Origin of the sequence: Streptomyces sp. NPDC052773, from assembly GCF_044547145.1 — a bacterium.
In the GTDB taxonomy this organism is placed as follows: Bacteria; Actinomycetota; Actinomycetes; order Streptomycetales; family Streptomycetaceae; genus Streptomyces.
Genome location: NZ_JBITZX010000002.1, coordinates 263,807 through 285,444 on the forward strand (window position 1 = coordinate 263,807; position 21,638 = coordinate 285,444).

Below are 21,638 nucleotides of genomic sequence, written 5' to 3' on the forward strand. Positions count from 1 at the left end.
GGAGCGGGGGTCAGACACGGGCGTCCTCCACGGCGTACGGGTGGTGGCAGGCGACGGTGCCGGCCGTCGGCGGCCGGGTGGCGCAGAGGTCGCTGGCGCGGGTGCAGCGGGCGGCGAAGGCGCAGCCGTCGGGGAGGGCGCCGAGTTCCGGGGGCAGGCCGGGGATGGGGGTGAACGCGCGGTCGGGGAGGGCGTCGAGGAGGCCGCGGCTGTAGGGGTGGCGGGGCCCGGGCGCGCCGAAGAAGGCGGCGGCGTCGGCGAGTTCGACGATGCGGCCCGCGTACATCACGGCGACCCGGTCGGCGATGCGCTCCGCGGCAGCCAGGTCGTGGGTGATCATCAGCAGCGCGCGGCCGGTGCCGTCGGCGGCCTTCTCGTCCACGTGTCGCCGCAGTTCGTCGACGGTGCGGTCCACCAGGTCGCGGTCGAGCCCGGTGGTCGGTTCGTCGGCGAGCAGCAGCGGGGCGTCGCCGACGAGGGCGAGCGCGGTGGCGGCGCGCTGGGCGAGCCCGCCGGAGAGCTCGTGCGGGTGGCGGTCGAGGTGGCCGGCGGGGAACGCGGCGCGTTCGGCGGCCCGTTCGGCGGCGGAGCGCAGGGCGTCCCGGCCGCGCACGGGCGTGAGCGCGGCGATCGTCTCCTCCAGCTGGGAGCGGATGGTGCGCACCGGGGTGAGGTGCGCGGCGGGACTCTGCGGGACGAGGCCGACGAGGCGGCCCCGCACGGTGCGGGCGAGGGTCCGCTCGTCGGCGGCGAGCAGGTCGAGGCCGCCGAGGAGGGCCTGCCCGGCGGTCTGGGCGTTGCCGGGCAGCAGGCCGAGGAGGGCGGAGGCCAGCACGGACTTGCCGCAGCCGCTCTCGCCGATCAGGGCGAGGCACTCGCCGGGCGCCACGTCGACGTGGGCGTCGGTGACGGCGGCGATCCGGCGTCCCGCGGGCATCAGGAAACGCACCGACAGACCGCGCACCGACAGCACGGGGGCGGGGGCACGCTCGGTCACAGCATCAGCTCCGATCGGCGGCGGGGGTTGATCCGCTCCCGCCAGGCGCCGGCGAGTCCGGCGATGGCGAGGGTGGGCAGGATGAGGAACAGGCCGGGGAAGACGGTGGGCCACCACTGTCCGGCGAGCAGGGAGCCGCGGGCGCTCTGGACGAGGTTGCCGAGGCTCGCGGTGTGGGCGGGCAGGCCGAGGCCGAGGAAGGACAGCGCGGACTCGTGCCACATGGCGTGCGGCACCATCAGCACGGCGGCGAGCGCGGCCTGCGGCAGCACGGCGGGCAGCAGGTGCCGTACGGTCACCCGCCACCGGGACGCTCCCCCGCTGACGGCGGCGTCGACGAAGGGACGGGAGCGCAGCGACAGCACCTCGGCGCGCACGATCCGCGCGGTCGACAGCCAGTGGGTGAGCGCCACCGACACCACGACCGGCCAGACGCCGGGCCGGAACATGGCGACGATGAAGATGCCGAGCAGCAGGTGCGGCACGGAGGAGACGGTGTCGACGATGCGCATGACGGCGCGGTCGGCCCAGCCGCCGAGCGCTCCGGCGGTGGCGCCGACGGCGGTGCCGATGACGGTCGCGGTGAGTGCCGCCGCCACGCCGACGAGCAGCGAGACCCGCAGCCCGTAGACGCAGCGCAGCAGCAGGTCGCGGCCGACGTCGTCGGTGCCGAACGGGTGCTGCCAGGAGGGGGCCTGGAGTTCGGCGGCGAGGTCGACGGCCTGCTGGTCGAGCTGGACCAGGGGCGGGACGAGCAGCACGGCGAGGACGGTCGCGGCCAGCACGGCGGCCGAGACGCGGACCCGCAGGGTGCGGGTGGTGCGGCGGTTCGTGCCGTACGACCGCCAGACGCGCCCGGCCGGGGATTCGGCGGCGGCGGGCGCGGGTGCGTCACATGTCACTGAGCTTCACCCTCGGGTCGAACAGTCCGTAGAGCAGGTCGGCGAGCAGGTTGCCGAGAAGGACGGCGGCGGTGGCGAGCGTGGTGAGGGCGGCCAGCAGCGGGAAGTCGACGGCGGTGGCCGCCTGGACGGTGGCCGCGGCGATGCCGGGCCAGCTGAAGACGCTCTCCACCAGCAGGGCGCCGGTGATGAGTTCGGGCACGCGGGAGCCGATCAGGGTGAGCACGGGCAGCAGTCCGGAGCGCAGGGCGTGCCCGAGCAGCACGGTGCGTTCGGCGAGGCCGCGGGCGCGGGCGCCGCGCACGGGGTCCTCGGCGAGGGCGTCGCCGACGCCCTGGCGGACGTAGAGCGTGAACCAGGGCAGCTGGGAGACGGCGAGCACCCCGGCGGGCAGCACCAGATGGTGGGCGACCTGCCCGAACGTGACGTGCGCGCTGCCGGTGTCGGTGAGGCCGCCCGCCGGGAGGAGGTCCCAGCGCAGGGCGAACAGCCAGACGGCGAGCAGGGCGATCCAGAAGACCGGGGCGGCCTCCAGCACGTAGGCGAGGAAGGTGACGGCCCGGTCCGGGAGGGAGCCGGGGCGGCGGGCGGCGAGGACGCCGAGCACGGTGCCGAGGAGTACGGCGACGGCGAACGCGACCGCGCACAGCAGCGCGGACCACACCAGGCGCTCGCCGATGACCTGGGTGACCGGCTGGCGCAGCACGCTGGAGTGGCCGAGGTCGCCGGTGAGGGCGGCGGTCAGCCAGTCCCACCAGCGGGCCCAGAACGGCTGGTCCACGCCGAGGTTGGCGCGCAGCCGGTCCAGGGTCTCCTGGTCGGCGCCGAGCGCGGCGGTGCCGCCGTAGGCCTTGACGGGGTCGAACGGGGAGGCGGCGGCGACGGCGAACACGCCGAAGGTGACGGTGAGGAGGACGGGCCCCGCGAACAGGGCCCGTCGTCCCGCCAGGCGTGCCATCGCCCCCCAGGGGGGCGTCGTCATCGCTTGGGCCGCCAGTCCTCGATGTTCCACCAGGGGCCGCTGGCGAAGCCGTGCTCGTGCGGTTCGAGCTGGGTGGTCAGGCCGTCCCAGCGGTCGGCGAGCACGTAGAGGTGGTCGATGTGGGTGAGGAAGGTGTATCCGGGGTCGTCGACGAGGGCGCGCTGGACGGTGCCGTAGGCGGCCTTGCGCTCGTCGGGGACCTGGGTGCGGCGGGCGGTGTCGAGGGCTTTGTCCACGGCCGGGTTGCGGTAGCGGGCCATGTTGTTGAAGCCGTCGCCGGCGAGGGAGGAGTGCAGCAGGGTGTAGAGGCCGAAGTCGGGGTCGCCGACGCTGCCGAAGCCCGCGAGGACCGCGTCCTCGCCCATGCGCGGCTCGATGACCTCCCAGGTGGCGCTCTCCGCCTTCACCTCGATGCCGGCCTTCTTGGCGTCGGAGGCGTAGGCGAGGGCGTGGTCCTGGCGGACCTTGTCGCCGGCGGGGTAGAGCAGGGTGAAGGAGGCGCGGCGGCCGTCCTTGGCGCGGATGCCGTCGTCGCCGGTCTTCCAGCCCGCCTCGTCGAGGATCCTCTTGGCCTTGGCGAGGTCCCGGGAGCGTTCGATGCCAGGGGCGAACGCGGGGTCGTCGGCGGGCAGCGGCCCGTACGCGGGGCGGCCGGCGCCGTCGAGGATCTTGTCGACCATGGCCTCGCGGTCCACGGCGGCGTCGAGGGCCCGCCGGATCGCGCGGTCGCCGGTGACCTCGTTGCCGGTGGGGAGGGTGACGGCCCGGAAGTCGTAGGACTTCGCCTCGTACGTCCGCTTGTCGCCGTCCTCGGCGAAGGTGGCGGCGAGGTTGGGCGGCAGGACGGCGCCGTCGAGGTCGCCGGAGCGCAGCCGGGTGGCGCGGACGTCGTCGTCCGCGACGACCGCCATGGTGAACGAGCTCACCTTCGGCTTGGGGCCCCAGTAGTGGGGGTTGGCCTTGAAGGTGAGCTTCTCGCCCTTGCGCCAGTCGGTGAGGACGTACGGTCCGGTGCCGACGGGCCTGGTGTTGAAGGAGCCGGTGTTGGGGTCCTGCTTGCCGGCGATGTGCTCGGGGACGATGGGCAGCACCGTGCGGGCGGCAAAGGGCGCGTAGGGGTACTTGAGGCGGAAGACGACGGTGTCGTCGCCGCGTGCCTTGACGCTGTCGACGGCGTCCAGCTCGCTCTTGGCGGTGTTGTTGGTCTCGGCGTCGAGGACGGTCCGGTAGGTGAAGACGACGTCGTCGGCGGTCAGCGGTTCGCCGTCGCTGAACTTGACCCCGTGGCGCAGGGTGTACGTGTAGGTACGGCCGCCGTCGGTGACCTTCGGCAGCGCGGTGGCGAGGGCGGGCTTCAGCTTCAGGCCGGCGTCGCGGGCGAGCAGCCCGTCGAAGATCTTGGAGTTGCCGTCCTTGCCGTAGCCCAGCAGCGGGCTGAGCGTCTCCGGCTCGGTGGCCACGCCGATCACGACGGAGTCGGCGGCCTTTCCGTCGTCCGTCGCGGCGCCGGGTGCCGAACAGGCGGCGACCCCGGCGGTCAACGCCGCCGTGACGGCGGCACCTCGTATCCGTCGGGCCGTCATGTACCTCACACCCTTGTTGCCTGTTTCACGTTGTTGCATAGCGTTGGCAATTAAAGGTCACGAAGGCACTCGAGCACCAGTCCGTACGTCCCCCGTGTGACGCCCCCGCAAGGCGCACCCGAATTGCGCATTTTGTCTGCTTAGCATGCGTACTCCGTGTGATGAGAGGACATCAGATGGCGCCCACAGGCCGTCGCACAGGCCTGCCCGAGCACCCCTCGGCCCCCACCGACGCCGTATGGCGTGCCGCGGTCCCGCACCTCGCCCGCCGCCGCTTCTTCACCGTCGCCGCGGCGGCCGCCACCCTCGCCTTCGGCACCGGCCTGCCGGCCCGCGGCGCGATGGCCGCGCCGCAGCTCGACGCCGCCCGGATCACCGAGGACCCCTTCACCCTCGGGGTCGCCTCCGGCGATCCGCTGCCGGACTCGGTGGTGCTGTGGACCCGGCTCGCGCCCGCCCCGTACGAGCCGGACGGCGGACTCGGGCAGCAGCGGATCGCCGTGCAGTGGGAGGTCGCCCTGGACGAGTGGTTCGCCATCGTCGTGCGCGACGGCGTCGCCCCGGCCCACCCGGAGTACGGCCACAGCGTGCACGTCGACGTCAAGGGCCTGAACCCCAACACGCCGTACTACTACCGGTTCCGCACCGGCGCCTGGATCAGCCCGGTGGGCCGCACCCACACCGCGCCCGCCGCGCGCACCCCCGTCACGTCGCTGCGGCTGGCGGCCGTCGCCTGCCAGGCGTACCACGACGGCTACTACACCGCCTACCGGCACCTGGCGAACGAGGACGTCGACCTCGTCTTCCACCTCGGCGACTACCTGTACGAGTACGCCGTCAACTCCTCCGGCGGCGAGCGCGGATACGCCGACGGCACCCTCCCGGACGTCTTCGACCGGGAGACCATGACCCTGGCGGACTACCGGATGCGGTACGCGCTGTACAAGACCGACGCCGACCTCCGGGCCGCGCACGCCACCCACCCGTTCGTCGTCACCTGGGACGACCACGAGACCGAGAACAACTACGCGGGCGCCATCGACGAGAACGGCAGCCCGCCCGAGCAGTTCCTGCTGCGGCGGGCCGCCGCCTACCGCGCGTACTGGGAGAACCAGCCGCTGCGCGCCGCACAGCTCCCCCAGGGCCCGGACGCCCGGCTGTACCGGCGGCTCCACTGGGGCACCCTCGCCCAGTTCGACCTGCTCGACACCCGCCAGTACCGCTCCGACCAGGCCTACGGCGACCGCCCGCACGTCCCGGGCCCCGAGTCCGACGACCCGGCGCGCACCCTCACCGGCGACGAGCAGGAACGCTGGCTGATCGACGGCTGGCACGCGTCGAACGCGCTGTGGAACGTGGTGCCCCAGCAGGTGCTGTTCTGCCGGCGCAACTTCGACGTGACCGATCCGCCGAAGATCTCCATGGACGCCTGGGACGGCTACCGCGCCTCCCGCAACCGGGTCGTCGCCGGGGCGAAGGACGCCGGGCTCGCCAACTGGCTCGTGCTCACGGGTGACGTGCATGTGAGCTACGCCCTCGACATCAAGGACGACTTCGACGACCCGCAGTCCCGCACCCTCGGCACGGAACTCGCCTGCACCTCCATCACCAGCGGCAAGGACGGCGCCGCCAGGCTGCCCAACTGGGAGTCGCATCTGCGGGCCAACCCGCACATGCGGTTCTACGACGGCAGGCGCGGCTACCTCCGGGTGCATCTGAACCGGGCCCGGGCGCAAGCCGACTTCCGCACCGTCCCGGCCGTGTCCACACCCGGGGCGCCCGTCACGACCTCCGCGTCCTTCGTCACCGAGGTGGGGCAGCCCGGACTGAAGCCCGGGTGAGCGGGCGGGCTCCGCCGCGTACTGCACATGGCGTGCCGCCGCGTCACCAAAAGCGCGAAAGCGAGCCGTCGGCGACATCCCCTGGGGCCGCCCGGGCAAGGCCTATGGCCTCACGGCAGCTTCCCCAGGAGCGAAGGAGACAGCTCGTATGGCCCACAGACACACCGTTGCCCGGCACGGGGCCGCCCTCACCGTGCTCGGCGCGCTCGTCCTCGGCGCGATCCCCTCGGCCGAGGCGGCCGATCCGGAGCCCTCCGCCGGGTCCACCGCCACGGCGGCCCAGACGCTCGGCGCGGACAAGCCGTCACAGCAGTTGCTCCTCGCACTGGAGCGCGACCTGAAGCTGACGGCGGCGCAGGCGCGGGAGCGGCTGGTGAACGAGGCGGAGGCCGGGACGCGGGCGGGCCGGCTGCGCAACGCGCTCGGCGAGCGGTTCGCCGGCGCCTGGCTGCGCGGCCCGGTCGCCGCCGAGCTGACCGTCGCGACCACCAGTGCCGACGACGTGGCCGCCATCGAGGCCGAGGGCGCGAAGCCCGTGGTCGTCAAGAACACCCTGGCCGCCCTGCGGGCCGTGAAGGCGCGGCTGGACAGCACGGACATCCTGTACGACACCCGCAACACCCCGCTGTGGTACGTCGACGTGCCGGGCAACCGGGTGGTGCTGGAGGCCGCGGACAAGGCCTCCGGGGACGCGTTCGTCCTGGCCGCCGGGCTCCGTCCGGAGCAGGTCGCCATCCGGGTGACGGGCAACCGGCCGCGGCTGTTCGAGAACATCACCGGCGGTGACGCCTTCTACATCGACAACGCCGCCCGCTGCTCCATCGGCTTCTCCGTCACCAAGGACCAGCAGCAGGGCTTCGTCACCGCGGGCCACTGCGGCAAGCAGGGTTCGAAGACCACCGGCTTCAACAAGGCCGACCAGGGCACCTTCCAGGCCTCCGTGTTCCCCGGCAAGGACATGGCGTGGGTGGCGGCCAACGCCGACTGGACCGCGAGGCCCGAGGTGAAGGCGGAGGGCGACCAGAAGGTGCAGGTCGCCGGCTCGGTCGAGGCGCTGGTCGGGGCGTCGGTGTGCCGCTCGGGCTCGACCACCGGCTGGCACTGCGGAACCGTCGAGCAGCACGAGGTCAGCGTCAGCTACGCCGAGGGCACCGTCGACGGTCTCACCCAGACGACGGTGTGCGCCGAGCCCGGCGACTCCGGCGGACCGTACGTAGCGGGCGTCCAGGCGCAGGGCGTGACCTCCGGCGGCAGCGGCGACTGCACCAACGGCGGCACGACGTTCTACCAGCCGGTCAACCCGATCCTGAGCGACTTCGCCCTCATCCTGAAGACGGCCTCGCAGCAGGCCGCGCCCGCGCCGCAGGACGGCACGGCGGCGGACGCGTGGAAGTCGGGCCGGGTCTACGAGGTCGGCGCCACCGTGACCGTCGCCGGCGTGCGCTACCAGTGCCTGCAGCGGCACCAGGCGCAGGGCTCCTGGGCGCCCGAGGCGACCCCTGCGCTGTGGCAGCGGCTGTGACCGGCCGGGCGCTGCCGGCTCACGGCTCCGCGAGGATCCCGTAGGCCGTGGTGACGAACGGGTCGCCGTGCCGGAAGCGGCGGCTGCACACCGCGGCCACGGCCGTGCCGGTGTCGGGCCGGAAGCCGAGGAACGCCTGCCGGCCCAGGGTGGCGCCGCTGTGGAAGTACATCGGCCCGCCCGGCGTCGGATGACGGAACCAGGCCACGGTGTGCGCATGCCGGTACCCCAGCCCGCGGCGGAGCACCGGCGTGCGCACCGCGCGCAGCGCGCCCACCGGGTCGAGATGGGCTTCGAGGAAGGTCAGCAGATCGTGCGGGGTGGCGCGGAGCGCGCCCGCCGCCTCGAAGCCCCCGGCGTCGAACGCGGGCACGGGCGTACGGCCGTCCTGGCGGTGCCCGGTGGCGTCGGTCTTCGGGGTCCTCGGCGCGCAGCGCGGTGCCGTGCATGCCGAGCGGGCGCAGCACCTGCGCGGTGAGCAGGTCCTCCCAGGGGGTTCCGGTCGCCGCCGCGACGGCGTGCCCGAGGACGGCGACCCCGAAGTTGGAGTACCGCCACCTGGTGCCGGGCCGGTGGCGCGGCCGGTGACGCAGGAAGGCGTCGGTGACCCGGTCGGCGGGGTAGCGGGCGTAGGGGTTGGTGCGCCGGGCGGGCAGGCAGCGCACGTAGAAGTCGCCCGGCAGCTTCGGCAGCCCGGAGGTGTGGGTGATCTGGTGCGCGAGCGTCACCGGATGCGCGCCGGGGTCCCGGCCCGGATCGAGGCAGGTGGCGGCCGGTTCCCCGCCGGTCAGCACGCCGCGTCGGATGAGCTGGGCGAGTGGCACCGGGGTCGTCGGGTTCACCGGGTTCACCGGGTTCACCCGGCCAGGGCACGCTCGGCCCGCTCGTGTCGTCGTGTTCGCCCATGTCGTCGCGTCCGCTCGTGTGTGCGCTCGGATCGTGGGTGCGCTGAGGTCGTGGGGTGTGCTCGGTCGTGGGGTGTGCTCGGTCGTGGGGTGCGCTCAGGTCGCCGTGTGGGCCAGCTCGGTGAGGGCGCGGGAGGTGGCCATCACGGAGGCGAAGGCGGCGACCAGGGTGGGGTGGTAGACGATGTCGAAGACCTCGTCGGGGTCGCCCACGGGCATCTCCCGTACGGCGGGCATGGCGCCGTCGGGCTGCTGGACGGCGGCGAAGGTCTCCCAGGCCCGCTCGTCGAAGGTGGGCCGGGGCAGGCAGGCGTCGACGACGAGGAGTTCGCCGAGCAGGTCCCAGCGTTCGAGGCTCAGCCAGTCGTCGATCCAGACCGGCAGCCAGGTGGCCAGGTAGTCGGCGAGGCGGGGAGGCAGTCCCTCGGGCCGCTCGCCCCAGTCGGTGAGGTGGAACACGGTGTGGGTGAAGCCGTAGGCGATCCGCCCGGTGACCGTCCACGGCTCGGGGGTGCGGGCCAGCCAGGTGGAGTCGATCAGGTCGGCCTCGAGCGGGCGGGGCGTGAGGCCGAAGCGGCGCTGGAAGGCGGACAGGCCGAGCCGGCGCGTCGGGGTCACCTCGTAGGACGTCCAGCTCTCCAGCCGGTGGTTGAGGACGGTGTGGCGCTCCACCTCGGGCTGGCTGTACCCGAGTTCCTTGTAGGGGAGGTAGACCTCGAACGGGATGGGGGAGATCGGTTCGGTGCGCTGGCCGCGCACCAGCATCCGGCCGCCGTCGAGGGTCTCGCGCCAGGTGTGGTCGATCAGCCGGCGCGCCAGTTCGGCCTGGCGTGATCCGGCGACGCCCTCGCGGAGCAGCACCTTGCAGATCAGGGCGAGTTCACCGATCGGCTTGAACCGCTCCAGGAAGCCCACGTCCGGGTCGACGCCGGGTTCCAGGCGGAACCCGTCGCGGTGGGCCCAGAGCCATTCGAGGGCGCGTACGCCCACGGTGTGGATCAGACGGGTGGCGGTCATCCGGGCACTCCTTGTCCGCCGTACCGGTGCGTCGCGGCACCGCGCGCCTCGGCGTCCGCGTCGTCGGCGAGGCGCGCGAGGGTCAGTGACGCCGCGAAGGTGGCCATCAGGGTCGAGTGGTAGCAGTGCAGGAAGTCGGGCTCCGGGGCTCGTTCGCCGTCCGGGCCGCGGGCCGGTTCCTCCTCGGGCAGCGCGCCCGACGGGTACTGCGCTACGGCGAGCCGGGCCCAGGAGTCCTTCAGCAGCGCCTGGTCCGGCGGGCCGGGCAGGCTCGCGGCGACGACCAGCAGTTCGCAGCTCAGGTCCCACATCCCGGCGTCGAGACAGGTGTCGAGCCAGGGCGGCAGCCAGTCGGCCAGGTAGTCGGCCAGGTCGGCGGGGACGCCCTGGGGGTCGCGGCCCCAGTCGGTGAGGTGGAAGACCACGTGGGTGAGCGAGTAACCGGCGGCGCGTTCGAAGGCCCAGGGTTCGGCCAGTCCGCCCAGCCAGGTGCCGCGCAGGATCCGCTCGGCGTCCTCCGGCCGCTGGATGCCGCTGCGCCGCTCGGCGCGCGGCACGCCGAGCCGCCGGGTGGGCTCCTGTTCGGTGAGCCGCCGGCTCCGGCTGCGGGCGACGGTCGCGGCGGCGGCCTCGAATCCGGGGTGGCGCAGTCCGGCCGTGGCGAAGACGGAGTACACCTCCAGGGGGTACGTCGCGAAGGGCTCCAGCCGTTGCAGTTCGACGAACAGGTCCCCGTGGTCCGTCTGCGCCCAGGCGTGCCGCAGCAGCTCGTCGGCGCGGGCGTGCGCGGGGTCGGAGGGCGGGGTGTGCTGCAGGACGGTCACGCAGACCTGGGCCAGTTCGCCGAGCGGTTTCCAGGTGAAGTTCACCTGGCCGTCGGCGCTGAGCGCGTCCTCTCCCAGGGTGAAGCCGTCGCGGTGCGCGGACAGCCACGCGAGCGCGGCGGACTCCACCGCCCTGGCGTCCCCGGCGTTCCCAGCGTCCCCGGCGTCCCCGGCATCCCCGGCCGCCCTGGCGTCCCCCGCGTCCCCGGCCGCCCGGATGCCCCCGGCGTCCGGGGCCGTCATACGCGGGCTCCGGCGGCGCGCATCACCCGGGCCGCCCGGATCTGGAGCGTGACGCGTGCGTCGGTGCCGCCCATCAGCTCCACGAAGTCCAGGCCGGTCTCCAGGCCCAGCTCCGGGGGCACCCCGTCCAGCAGAGTGAGCCAGCGTCCGGCTCCGGCGGCCTGCTGCCAGTCCCGGCGGCGGACCGCGCGGACGAAGCCGCGGGCCAGGTCGACGGGGCGGCGGCGGGCGGCCTGGGTGACCGCGCAGTCCTCGCCCGGTACCGCGAGCGGGGCGAGCACGGCCAGCTGGTGCGTGAGGAACTGCCAGGACGCGCCGTCCAGCCAGGAGGCGTCGGGTTCCTGGGCCCGGTCGCCGGGCATGACGCCGTCCGGGGCGGCCTCGAACCGCCGCAGAGTGCGGCGCATGGCCCAGTGGCTCCAGCGCACGGCGGGGGCGGCGTCCGCACGGGGCGGGAAGCTCTCCACGGCCTTGCGGAACACGGCGAGTTCCGCCATGTCCGGCAGGGTGCGGAAGAGCACCTGCGGCAGCAGCAGGTCCGCGCCCAGGACGCGTACGGCCGGCAGGACGAGGCCCGCCGAAGGGATGTCGTCGGCGTCGGCGCCGGACACGACGACGTGGTCTCCACCGCTGAGGGCCAAGACCACACCTGATGCGAGATCCTGCACTGCGCCCTGCAAGAGAGCCGAAGTGCCTGATTGCTCCATTCGGCTGCTCTCCCGGCGTCGCTCAGCCCTTCTTGGGGCGAGGGGTGGGCGGGGACAGAAGGAGCGAGATTGCGCCGCCATCCAGCGCCAGGGCGCCGCACTCCCGGCTGTCGCGGAAGACACCGTCGGGCTCGGCCGGGTCGAGGGCCGCTTCGATGTCGGTGTCCTGGATCCCGATGACCTCTTCGATCGTCTCGTGTACGGAAGCCACCTGCATCATCTCCCTTGAGGCTTGCGTGTACCTCGCCCACCCCATGCAACCGGATTGGGATGATTCACGCAAAATGCCCCGTAAAGAGATGATTTCGCTCAACTTCTCAAGGGGCAGCCATCCGGGGTACGGGGCCCCGAGCCGCCCTCCCCACCTCGCCCACGTCACCCTGGAGTTCAGGACAGCGACCGGTGCGCGCTCTTCAGCGCCTCCCGGAAACCGGCCACCTCCTCGGGCCGGAGTTCCTCGACCATGCGCTCCTCCAGCGCGCGTACCGGCTCGGCGTATTCGGCCAGGAGCCGGCGGCCGGCGTCGGCGAGCAGGATGACCTTCTCCCGGCGGTTGCGGGGGTTGGGCTCGCGCCGGATGAGGCCGCGACCCTCCAGCGCGCGCACCATGTCGGCCATGGTCTGGGCGGTGACGAAGGAGTCCCGGGCCAGTTGGGCCGCGGACACCCCGTCGTGCCGCTCCAGCACGGTGAGGGCGGTGTACTGCAATGCGGTGATACCGGCGGGCCGGACCAGTTCCTCCAGGCGGGCGCGGACGACGAGTTCGGCCCGCTTGAGCAGATAGAGCAGCGAGGGGCCGCGTTCGCCCCCCGGCTCGGCCGGTCTCGTCATGCCACGTCTCCCTGAGTGCCGCCGTACGGATCTGGCGGAAGCCAGCCTAAGCCATTGACAGGAATCCTGATGATGAGAAGACTGGCGGCCCGCAATCAACAGGATTCCTGTCAATCAAGCGATCGAGGCGGAGGGTGCCGCCCGGCCGGCACTCCCGCACGGCAACGAGAGAGGCCCGCATGGATCTGCACGGAAAGGTCGCCGTCGTCACCGGAAGCGGTCGTGGACTGGGGCTGGCGTACGCCAGGGCCCTCGCCGCGGCCGGAGCGGCCGTCGTCGTCAACGACGTCGACGCCGACGCGGTCGACGCGGCGGTGGACACGGTCACCGCCGAGGGCGGCAGGGCGGTGGGCGTCGTAGCGGCGGTGGGCGGGGCGGAGGCGGCCGAACGACTCGTCGCCACCGCGGTAAGGGAGTTCGGCCGCCTGGACGTGCTCGTCACCAACGCGGGCATCCTGCGCGACCGGGTGCTGTGGAAGATGACGGACGACGACTTCGACGCGGTCGTCGATGTGCATCTGCGCGCCACCTTCACCTGCGCTCGCGCGGCGGCCGTCCGGATGCGCGAACAGGGCACCGGCGGCCGGCTGATCCTGATCTCCTCCCCCGCCGGACAGCGCGGCAACTTCGGGCAGACCAACTACGCCGCCGCCAAGGCGGGCATCGTGGCGATGGCGCGCACCTGGGCCCTGGAACTGGCCAGGGCCGGCATCACCGTCAACGCGGTCGTCCCGGTCGCCGCGACCGAGATGACCAAGACCATTCCCGCCTTCGCCCCGGTCATCGAGGAGTCCGAGCGCACCGGCGCTCCCCTGCCGGACTGGCTGCGCAAGGACGAAGGGCTCGGCACCGTCGACGACGTCGCGGGCCTCGTCACCTTCCTGGCCTCGGACGCCGCCAAGGACGTCACCGGCCAGGCCATCGGCATCGGCGGCGACCGCCTCGCCCTGTGGGCGCATCCGCGGGAGAAGGCCGTCGCGTTCGCCGACGGTGGCTGGAGCGCCGACGCGATCGCCGAGCAGTGGCACGGCGGGGTGGGCGCCGAGCCCGAGACCTACGGCATCCCGGCGCCGCGGCCGCGGGAGGCCTGACATGTCCGGCCGGACGATCGACGTCGCCGCGCTGACCGCGATCGACGTCCACACCCACGCCGAGATCTCCCGGGACGGCCATGCGTCACTGAGCCCCGAACTCCTCGGCGCCTCCGAGGAGTACTTCAAGGCGCACGGCCACCGGCAGCCGACCGTCGACGAGATGGCCGCGTACTACCGGGAACGCCGCATGGCCGCCGTGGTGTTCACGGTGGACGCCGAGCACGCCACCGGCCATCCGCGGATCTCCAACGAGGAGATCGCCGAGAGCTGCGCCGCCCACGCCGACGTTCTCGTCCCGTTCGCGAGCGTCGACCCGCACAAGGGCCGCGCGGGGGTGCGGGAGGCGCGCCGCCTGGTGCGGGAACACGGCGTGCGCGGCTTCAAGTTCCACCCCGGCCTCCAGGCGTTCTCCCCCGACGACCGGATGGCGTACCCGCTGTACGAGGCCATCGAGGAACTGGGCGTGCCCGCGCTGTTCCACACCGGCCAGACCGGGATCGGTGCCGGGCTGCCGGGCGGCGCCGGCATCCGGCTGAAGTACTGCAACCCACTGCTCGTCGACGACGTCGCCGCCGACTTCCCCGAACTGCGGATCATCCTCGCCCACCCGTCGTTCCCCTGGCAGGACGAGGCCCTGGCCGTCGCCACGCACAAGCGGCATGTGCACATCGACCTGTCGGGCTGGTCGCCGAAGTACTTCCCGCCCCAACTGGTGCGCTACGCCAACACGTTGCTCAAGGACAAGGTGCTCTTCGGCTCCGACTACCCGGTGATCACCCCCGACCGGTGGCTCGCCGACTTCGCCCGCCTCGACATCAAGCCCGAGGTCCGCCCCGGGATCCTCAAGGACAACGCCGCCCGCCTGCTCGGCCTGGTCGAGGAGTGAGAAAGGACGGAGGGACACGCCGTGCTGAACCAAGGCATCGGCTCCTGGCCCGCACGCCGGGCCCGCAAGACCCCGGAGCGAATCGCGATCGTCCACGAGGACAACAGGATCACCGGGGCCACCAAAACCTCTGAGACCACCGAACTCACTTACCGGGACCTCCACCGGCGGGTGCTGCGCCTCGCCCACGCGCTGCGCGCCCTGGGAATCGCCCGCGGAGACCGCGTCGCCTACCTGGGCCCCAACCACCCGGCCTTCCTGGAGACGCTGTTCGCGGCCGGGGTGCTCGGCGCCGTCTTCGTCCCGCTCAACACCCGGCACACCGCGCCCGAGTCGGCGTACAACCTGGCCGACTCGGGAAGCACCGTGCTGGTGCACGCCGCCGAGCACACCGAGGCCGCCGTGACGGCCGCGGCGGACGCGGGCGTACGGCGGCGCGTGGTCGTCGGCGCGCCCGACGCGGACGCGCTCGGCTACGAGGAACTGCTCGCCGGCACCGAACCGGAACCGCTGGACGAGCCCGTCGCCCCGGACGACCCCTGCATGATCATGTACACCTCGGGGACCACGGGACGCCCCAAGGGGGCCGTCCTCTCCCACGCCAACATCGTCTGGAACAGCGTCAACGTCCTCGTCGACACCGACCTGTCCGGCGACGAGGTCACCCTGGTCGTCGCCCCGCTGTTCCACACCGCCGGGCTCAACATGACGTGTCTGCCGACCCTCCTCAAGGGCGGCCGGGTGGTGCTGCTCGGCGCCTTCGACCCCGAGCGGGTGCTGGAGACCATCGAGCGCCTGCGGGTGACGTACCTGTTCGGTGTCCCCACGATGTACGACGCCATGGCCGCCCGGCCCCGGTGGGCGACAGCGGACCTGTCGAGCCTGCGCACCCTCAACTGCGGCGGCGCCCCCGTGCCCGCCCGCACCATCGAGACGTACCTCGCCCGGGGGCTGGCCTTCAGCCAGGGCTACGGCATGACCGAGGCGTCGCCCGGCGTGCTGTACCTGGACCGGGAACAGGCCGCGGCGAAGGCCGGATCGGCGGGCGTGCCGCACTTCTTCACCGACACCCGCGTGGTCCTGCCGGACGGCCGCGAGGCCGCACCCGGGGAGCACGGCGAGATCCTCGTCAACGGCCCCCATGTCATGGCGGGTTACTGGAACCGCCCGCGGGACACCGCGGCGGCGCTGACCGAGGACGGCTGGCTGCGCACCGGAGATGTCGCCCGCGTCGACGCCGACGGCTACGCCTACATCGTCGACCGGGTGAAGGACATGTACGTCTCGGGCGGGGAGAACGTCTACCCGGCCGAGGTCGAGGACGCGCTGCTCGGTCACCCGTCGGTGCGCGAGTGCGCCGTCGTGGGGGTGCCCGACGAGGTCTGGGGCGAGGTCGGGCACGCGGTCGTCGTCACCGAGCCCGGCGGCCGGGCCGACGCCGACGAGATCCTCGCCCACCTCCGGGGCCGTCTGGCCAAGTACAAGATCCCCAAGTCCCTCGTCTTCGCGGACGCCCTGCCCCGTACGGCCACCGGAAAGATCGTCAAAGCCGCTCTCCGCCCCTCCCGGCACCCCTGAAAGGCAGACCCTCATGACCCGCACCGCCCATGGCCTCGACGAGCTGAAGCGCCTCGCCGGCCAGGACCTCGGCCGCACCGACTGGCTGGAGGTCACCCAGAAGCGCGTCGACACCTTCGCCGACGCCACCGACGACCACCAGTGGATCCACACCGACCCGGAACGCGCCAAGGACGGCCCCTTCGGCGGGCCCATCGCCCACGGCTACCTCACCCTGTCGCTGATCATCCCGCTCTTCGGCGAGCTGCTGGAGATCACCGGCATCTCGATGAGCGTCAACTACGGGCTGGACAAGGTCCGTTTCCCCGCTCCCGTGCCCGTCGGCGCGCGGATCCGGCTGCACGCCACGGTCGACTCCGTGGCGGAGGTCAGGGGCGACGGGGCGCAGATGGACCTGACCTTCACGGTCGAGGTCGAGGGCGCCGACAAGCCCGCGTGCGTGGCCCGCGCGGTGTACCGGCACTACGCCTGAGCCGCGGCGCACAGGATTCAGGATTTCCTGAATTCATCAATCGGTGTACTCTCCCGGTGTGCTGACCGTTGCCTCCGACATCGACGTGCTGACCCGGTTCGGCCGCGCGCTCGCCGACCCGATCCGCTGCCGCATCCTCCTCACCCTGCGCGACGCCCCCGCGTACCCGGCGGACCTCGCCGACGCGCTCGGCGTCTCGCGCACCCGGCTCTCCAACCACCTGGCGTGCCTGCGGGACTGCGGCCTGGTCGTCACCGTCCCCGACGGCCGCCGCACCCGCTACGAGCTGGCCGACGCCCGCTTCGGGCAGGCTCTGGACGGCCTGCGGACCGCGGTGGTCGCCGTCGAGACGGACCGGACGTGCGCGGACGCGGACGCGAAGGGGTGCTGCTGATGAGCGTGACGCCGCTCGGGGCCGGCCCGGACCGCCGTGACGCGCTCACCCGGCGCATACGGCTGCTGGTCGCCGCGACCATCGCCTACAACCTCGTCGAGGCGGCCGTCGCCCTCACCGCCGGCGCGCTCGCCTCGTCCACCGCCCTGATCGGCTTCGGGCTGGACTCGGTGATCGAGGTGTCCTCCGCCGCAGCGGTCGCCTGGCAGTTCTCCGCCCGTGAGCACGCGGTGCGGGAGGCGCGGGAGCGGCGCACGCTGCGGATCATCGCCGTGTCCTTCCACGCGCTCGCCGTCTACGTCACCGTCGACGCCGTACGCGCCCTGCTGGGCGCCGGAGAGGCCGAGCGCTCCCTCACCGGCATCGCGCTGGCGGCGCTCTCCCTGGCCGTGATGCCGGTCCTGTCCGCCGCGCAGCGCAGGGCGGGACGCGCGCTCGGGTCCGCCAGCGCGGTCGCCGACTCCCGGCAGACCCTGCTGTGCACCTACCTGTCCGCCGCCCTGCTGGCCGGACTGCTCCTCAACGCCACCCTCGGCTGGTCCTGGGCCGACCCCGTCGCCGCCCTCGTCATCGCCGCCGTCGCCGTCAGGGAAGGCCGCGCCGCCTGGCGAGGCGAGGGCTGCTGCGCCCCGCCCACGGCACCGGCACCGTCCGCCGGACCCGAGGCGAACCCGTGCGCCTGCCGTCCCGGCGGGACCTGCTGCGACTGAGACCTGAACCGCGGGCCCGTCAGTCGAAGTACGACTCCAGCGTCCCCCGCCGGCGTACGTCCAGCGTCGCACAGTGGAACGAGCCGCCGAACGGGGCGTAGTGGAGCAGGTCGCAGGGGATCGGCTCGAAGCCCCAGCGTTCGAGGGCGCGCAGCATCTCGGTGTGGTGGCGCTCCGCGATCACCCGCTTCTCGTCCACCATGAGCACGTTCATGCTGAGCCAGCGCCCGCACATCGAGGTGATCTTGAGGAGCGGGTCCCTGATGGGGGTGGGCTCGGGGGCGACGAGGACGTCCCAGGAGCGCAGCACCTCGGGCAGCCGGTCGACGTCGACGTACTCGGGGTTGACCAGGACCTTTCCGGGCGCCAGCGGCACGAACGTGGTGTCGATGTGCATGGGCGTGCGGCAGCGGCTCTCGACCTCGTGGATGCGGTAGCCGGGGCCGAGGTGGCGGCGCAGCCACTCGATGCCCATGCGGTTGGTGACGTTGCTGCGGGTGACGAACAGGTCCCGCCCGGCGCGCACGAAGTCCGCCGCGTCGAAGACGGGTTCGAACTCGGTGAGGATGTAGCGCATGGGCTCGTCCGGCCCGGGGACACGGAAGTCCTCGACGAAGAGGTCGTCGGTGAGCTGCGGTTTGGGCGCCGACGTCCAGCGGGCGCCGCGCCGGAAGTAGTCCTTGAGGATCGGGCGGTAGGAGTGCGTCTCGAAGTACCGGCACGGCCACGCCATCGGTGTCTCGATGATCTCGTCGCCGATCACGAGCATGCTGTCGCGGGGGCAGCTGTTGCAGAAGCCGCGTGAGGACCAGTCCGGCGTGCCGTAGCGCCGTCCGTGGTCGACGGCGTCGGGGCGCCGGACGGTGACGCCGAGGGACTTCAGGAGCGCGACGAACCCGTCCAGCTCCTGCTGCGCCCGCTCCAGCAGCAGCCGCGGGTACCGGAACCCGCCGGCGACCCCCTGCAACCGCGCGGCCCACGGCGGGACGTTGCAGGTCACCACCGGATGGGTCGGGGGGATCCGTGCCCCGTCGAGCCGCCCGACGATGATCTCCTCCAGCGGATCCCATTCGTTGTGCGAACCGACCGGTGACACGAGACGTTCCGCGGACTCGTCGGTCACCTCACTCACCAGCGCCATGCAGACCAGATTCCCGGACGGACCGGATTCAAGCGCACCCCACCCGTACGGCGGCACCCATATCCCCATACCAGCGGCATATGCGCCGCGCCTGCCCCCGCGAACCAGGTGGGCGGCTGAGGTCTCGCGGGGCGGGCCACCGCGTGGGGCGGTCACGGCCGATACGCTCCCCTGCCGCCGCCTCAGGCGCTGTCCGCGGAGGTGAACTGGCCGTTGCCCACCACCTTCAGCAGCGCGAGGCGTTCGGCCGCGTCGCTCCCGGCGGGCGGGGTGTAGAGGATCACCCGCTGGTCCCCGCGGGGCGCGAGCAGGACCTGGCAGTCCAGGTCGACCGGGCCGATCAGCGGGTGCAGGACCCGCATCCTGGACGACCGGCGTACGGCGACCTCGTGCAGTTCCCACAGGGCGCCGAACTCCTCGCTGGCCTCACGCAGGCGCCGTACCAGACGGGCCGCCGCGGGGTCGCCCGTGCGCCGGCCCACGGCGGCCCGCAGGTCGGCGACGTGCAGCCGGCTGTAGTAGGCATGCTCGTCGGCCGGGTAGGCGGCGCGCTGGGCGGGGTCGGTGAACCAGCGCCAGACGATGTTGCGGCCGTGCTCGGACACCCCGCAGACCCCGCCGAGCAGCGCCTCGGCCATCGGGTTCTGGGCCAGTACGTCCCCCAGGTCGTTCAGCACCTGGACCGGGGTGGTGGGCAGTTGGTCCAGCAGGTGCAGCAGGCCGGGGTGGACGCGGTCGCCGCAGCCGCGGGCGGCGGGCGGGCGCCGGCCGGCGAGGAGGTGGAGGTGGTCGGACTCGTCGTCGGACAGGCGCAGCGCGCGGGCCAGGGCCGTCAGCATCTCGGGGGACGGCTGGGGGCCGCGGCCCTGTTCGAGACGTATGTAGTAGTCGGCCGACATGCCGGCGAGCTGGGCGACCTCCTCACGGCGCAGTCCCGGGGTGCGGCGACGCGGACCGACCGGCAGCCCGGCGTCCTGGGGACGCACTCGGTCGCGGCAGCGGCGCAGGAAGTCGGCGAGTCCGGCACGGTCGATCGTCATGCCGGCCATCCTGCAGCACCCCTGGTCGGCGCAGCCAGGGATTCCCGGTCCCAGGCTGAGGAGGTCTCTCCCGGCCCGTCCGCCGCGGCGGCAGTGTGGGCGGGGCCGGAGCACGAGGCCCGGCGGATGACACGAGGAGCGTCCCATGCCCACCCTGACCGTCGACGGCGCCCGGGTCCACTACCACCGGACCGGCGAGGGCCCCGCGCTCGTCCTGGTGCACGGCACCGGTTCGGCGGGCGCGGCCGTCAACTGGGGCCAGATCACTCCCCGGTTCGCGGGGCACCGCACGGTGATCGCCCCCGATCTGTCGGGCACCGAGGCCACCGTCGACGACGGCGGTCCGCTGACCGCGGAGGGGCTGGCCGCGCAGGTCGTCGCCGTCGTCGAGGACGCCGCCGAGGGGCCGGTCGACCTGCTGGGCTTCTCCATGGGGGCCTCCGTCACCGCCGCCGTCGCCGCCCTGCGCCCCGACCTCGTACGGCGTCTGGTGCTGGCGGCCGGCTGGGCCCACACCGACGGCGACGCCTATCTGCGCAGCCTGTTCACCCTCTGGCAGGAACTCGGCACCGCCTCCCCGGCCGCGTTCGGCCGCGCCGTGGCGACGACCGGGTTCAGCCGCGGCTTCCTCAACGCCATCGGGCGGGAACGATTCGAGGCGCTGATCCCCAACATGCCGCCCACCGAGGGCACGCTGCGGCACATCGACTACGACCTGCGGGTCGACATCCGCCACCTGCTGCCCCGCGTCCAGGCCCCCACCCTCGTCGTCGGCGCCACCCAGGACATCACCGTCCCCGTCGAACACAGCCGCGCGCTGCACGCCGCCATCGCGGGCAGCTCCTACGCCGAGATCGACGCGGGGCATGTGATGTTCTTCGAGCAGGAGGACGCCTTCGTCAAGCTCGTGACCGACTTCTTCGAGGGGTGATCGCCGGGTCAGGGCGCGGACGGAGCCGCGACCGGAGCCGTGGACCGAGTCGTGGAGGAACGCATGACAGGAGCCGTGGACAGGGTCATGGAGGAAGCCGTGGCCGGAGTCGTGGCCGGTGACGTGGAGAGATAGGCGGGTGCGGCCCAGGCGACGTCGTCGACGGCGAGCCAGGGTGCGTCCGCGACCGCGCCGGGCGTCACCCCGGCGAAGGCCCGGACCTCCCGGTGCAGGTGGGACTGGTCGACGTAGCCGTACTCCGCCGCGACCAGGGCGGCGCTGTGCCCGGCGGCGAGGCGGTGGACCGCGTGGTCGAAACGGACCAGCCGGGCAGCGCGCTTGGGGGTGAGCCCGATCTGGGACCGGAACCGGGACCACAGTCGCTTGCGGCTCCACCCGACCTCGGCCGCCAGCGGCTCGACCCGGACCAGGCCCCGGCTCGCCACCATCCGCCCCCAGACGTGGGCGACTTCCGGATCGGCCGACCGGCCCTCGTCGAGACGCCGGGCGAGGGCGGTCTCCGCGATCGCGAACCGTTCCTCCCACGACCCGGCCGCGCGCAGCCGCTCCCCGGTCCGGGCGCCGTCGCGGCCCCACAAGTCGTCCAGGGAGAGCACCGCTCCGGCCGGCTCCGGCGGCGGGCCCAGCACCGCGTGCGCGACCAGCGGCGACAGCCGCACCTGCAGACACTCGATGGCACTACCGCGCCCCCGGACCCCGCTGGGTCCGAGCCCGACGACGACGCTGCCGGCCTGCCGCCCGCCGCCGGGGTCGTCGACGGCGAGCGTCCCGTCCCCCAGGTCGACGGCCACCGTGACCGCCGGGTACGGGACGACGCTCAGGTCGACGAAGTCCGGCGTACGGGCGCGGAACCCGGCCATGTCGACCCCGGGCAGCCGACCGGGCCGCGACGGGGTGGCGATGTCCCACACCGCTGCGGCGTCCGGGGCCCGCTCGGCGGATGGCATGGCGTCAGGCTACGGGACATTCGTCCAAGACGGGGCGGGGACGGCGCCCGGACACTGGCGGCGGCCGTAA

At 73.3% G+C, this 21,638-nt stretch carries 21 protein-coding genes and 1 pseudogene; 9 read left to right on the top strand and 13 right to left on the bottom strand.

Translation table 11 applies throughout. The annotated features are described in order from the left end of the window. Positions 1-10 precede the first annotated feature (10 nt). Genes ACIG0D_RS06265 through ACIG0D_RS06280 form a run of 4 tightly spaced genes read right to left on the bottom strand, consistent with a single transcriptional unit; the run spans position 11 to position 4,464 of the window. Positions 11-937 carry an ABC transporter ATP-binding protein gene (locus tag ACIG0D_RS06265; protein WP_399797069.1) on the bottom strand — a complete coding sequence of 309 codons (927 nt, stop codon included), beginning with the start codon at positions 935-937 and terminating at the stop codon, positions 11-13. A gap of 56 nt (positions 938-993) precedes the next feature. Next, positions 994-1,899 (bottom strand): ABC transporter permease, encoded by a 906-nt coding sequence (locus ACIG0D_RS06270; RefSeq protein ID WP_399796618.1) that lies wholly within the window; start codon positions 1,897-1,899, stop codon positions 994-996. After that, the gene (locus ACIG0D_RS06275; protein WP_399797071.1) at positions 1,889-2,857 is read right to left on the bottom strand and encodes an ABC transporter permease; all 969 of its coding nucleotides are present in this window, start codon (positions 2,855-2,857) and stop codon (positions 1,889-1,891) included. Before ACIG0D_RS06275 ends, ACIG0D_RS06270 begins: the two co-directional genes overlap by 11 nt. A gap of 20 nt (positions 2,858-2,877) precedes the next feature. Continuing rightward, positions 2,878-4,464, bottom strand: coding sequence for an ABC transporter substrate-binding protein (locus ACIG0D_RS06280; RefSeq protein WP_399796619.1), 1,587 nt, complete (start codon positions 4,462-4,464; stop codon positions 2,878-2,880). Between the two features lie 176 nt (positions 4,465-4,640). Here ACIG0D_RS06280 and ACIG0D_RS06285 point away from each other — a divergent pair, with 176 nt between their 5' ends. Continuing rightward, the gene (locus ACIG0D_RS06285; protein ID WP_399796621.1) at positions 4,641-6,305 is read left to right on the top strand and encodes an alkaline phosphatase D family protein; all 1,665 of its coding nucleotides are present in this window, start codon (positions 4,641-4,643) and stop codon (positions 6,303-6,305) included. A 148-nt stretch (positions 6,306-6,453) separates the two neighbouring features. Next, entirely contained in the window at positions 6,454-7,827 is a 1,374-nt protein-coding gene (locus ACIG0D_RS06290) for a trypsin-like serine protease (protein WP_399796622.1), read from the top strand. 19 nt (positions 7,828-7,846) lie between these two features. Here the strand turns inward: ACIG0D_RS06290 and ACIG0D_RS06295 are convergent. The 6 genes and pseudogenes from ACIG0D_RS06295 to ACIG0D_RS06320 form a co-directional block, all read right to left on the bottom strand. Beyond that, positions 7,847-8,687 (bottom strand): annotated as a pseudogene (locus tag ACIG0D_RS06295) (serine hydrolase domain-containing protein). Positions 8,688-8,828: 141 nt separating this feature from the next. Then, positions 8,829-9,749: a DUF6895 family protein gene (locus ACIG0D_RS06300; RefSeq protein ID WP_399796624.1), complete on the bottom strand. Its 921-nt coding sequence runs from the start codon at positions 9,747-9,749 to the stop codon at positions 8,829-8,831. After that, on the bottom strand, positions 9,746-10,816 hold the full coding sequence (locus tag ACIG0D_RS06305; protein WP_399796626.1) for a DUF6895 family protein: 1,071 nt from the start codon (positions 10,814-10,816) through the stop codon (positions 9,746-9,748). The genes ACIG0D_RS06300 and ACIG0D_RS06305 overlap by 4 nt, the downstream gene beginning before the upstream one ends. Then, a complete protein-coding gene (locus tag ACIG0D_RS06310) occupies positions 10,813-11,523 on the bottom strand; it encodes a hypothetical protein (protein WP_399796628.1) in 711 nt (236 codons plus the stop codon). Before ACIG0D_RS06310 ends, ACIG0D_RS06305 begins: the two co-directional genes overlap by 4 nt. A 22-nt stretch (positions 11,524-11,545) precedes the next feature. Beyond that, on the bottom strand, positions 11,546-11,734 hold the full coding sequence (locus tag ACIG0D_RS06315) for a hypothetical protein (protein WP_399797111.1): 189 nt from the start codon (positions 11,732-11,734) through the stop codon (positions 11,546-11,548). Positions 11,735-11,910: 176 nt separating this feature from the next. Further along, positions 11,911-12,354 carry a MarR family winged helix-turn-helix transcriptional regulator gene (locus ACIG0D_RS06320; protein ID WP_399796630.1) on the bottom strand — a complete coding sequence of 148 codons (444 nt, stop codon included), beginning with the start codon at positions 12,352-12,354 and terminating at the stop codon, positions 11,911-11,913. Between the two features lie 179 nt (positions 12,355-12,533). Between ACIG0D_RS06320 and ACIG0D_RS06325 the strand changes: the two genes are divergently transcribed. The 6 genes from ACIG0D_RS06325 to ACIG0D_RS06350 are packed head-to-tail and all read left to right on the top strand — an operon-like array spanning position 12,534 to position 17,488. After that, the gene (locus ACIG0D_RS06325; protein WP_399796631.1) at positions 12,534-13,445 is read left to right on the top strand and encodes an SDR family oxidoreductase; all 912 of its coding nucleotides are present in this window, start codon (positions 12,534-12,536) and stop codon (positions 13,443-13,445) included. Between the two features lie 16 nt (positions 13,446-13,461). Beyond that, the gene (locus ACIG0D_RS06330; protein WP_399797072.1) at positions 13,462-14,334 is read left to right on the top strand and encodes an amidohydrolase family protein; all 873 of its coding nucleotides are present in this window, start codon (positions 13,462-13,464) and stop codon (positions 14,332-14,334) included. A gap of 21 nt (positions 14,335-14,355) precedes the next feature. Further along, the gene (locus ACIG0D_RS06335; RefSeq protein ID WP_399796633.1) at positions 14,356-15,912 is read left to right on the top strand and encodes a long-chain fatty acid--CoA ligase; all 1,557 of its coding nucleotides are present in this window, start codon (positions 14,356-14,358) and stop codon (positions 15,910-15,912) included. A gap of 13 nt (positions 15,913-15,925) precedes the next feature. Continuing rightward, positions 15,926-16,384, top strand: coding sequence for a MaoC family dehydratase (locus ACIG0D_RS06340; RefSeq protein ID WP_399796635.1), 459 nt, complete (start codon positions 15,926-15,928; stop codon positions 16,382-16,384). 58 nt (positions 16,385-16,442) lie between these two features. Then, positions 16,443-16,778, top strand: a complete 336-nt coding sequence (locus ACIG0D_RS06345; RefSeq protein WP_399796637.1) for an ArsR/SmtB family transcription factor — start codon at positions 16,443-16,445, stop codon at positions 16,776-16,778. Then, positions 16,778-17,488, top strand: a complete 711-nt coding sequence (locus ACIG0D_RS06350; RefSeq protein ID WP_399796639.1) for a cation transporter — start codon at positions 16,778-16,780, stop codon at positions 17,486-17,488. The genes ACIG0D_RS06345 and ACIG0D_RS06350 overlap by 1 nt, the downstream gene beginning before the upstream one ends. A gap of 19 nt (positions 17,489-17,507) precedes the next feature. On the opposite strand, the gene ACIG0D_RS06355 is transcribed toward ACIG0D_RS06350, so the two are convergent. Both ACIG0D_RS06355 and ACIG0D_RS06360 read right to left on the bottom strand, forming a co-directional pair. Continuing rightward, positions 17,508-18,629, bottom strand: coding sequence for an amidinotransferase (locus ACIG0D_RS06355; protein ID WP_399796640.1), 1,122 nt, complete (start codon positions 18,627-18,629; stop codon positions 17,508-17,510). A 182-nt stretch (positions 18,630-18,811) separates the two neighbouring features. Beyond that, complete coding sequence (locus tag ACIG0D_RS06360) at positions 18,812-19,678, bottom strand: helix-turn-helix transcriptional regulator (RefSeq protein WP_399796641.1); 867 nt, start codon at positions 19,676-19,678, stop codon at positions 18,812-18,814. 136 nt (positions 19,679-19,814) lie between these two features. Here ACIG0D_RS06360 and ACIG0D_RS06365 point away from each other — a divergent pair, with 136 nt between their 5' ends. After that, complete coding sequence (locus tag ACIG0D_RS06365) at positions 19,815-20,600, top strand: alpha/beta fold hydrolase (RefSeq protein ID WP_399796642.1); 786 nt, start codon at positions 19,815-19,817, stop codon at positions 20,598-20,600. Positions 20,601-20,608: 8 nt separating this feature from the next. On the opposite strand, the gene ACIG0D_RS06370 is transcribed toward ACIG0D_RS06365, so the two are convergent. Continuing rightward, entirely contained in the window at positions 20,609-21,568 is a 960-nt protein-coding gene (locus ACIG0D_RS06370) for a helix-turn-helix domain-containing protein (RefSeq protein WP_399796644.1), read from the bottom strand. Positions 21,569-21,638 lie beyond the last annotated feature (70 nt).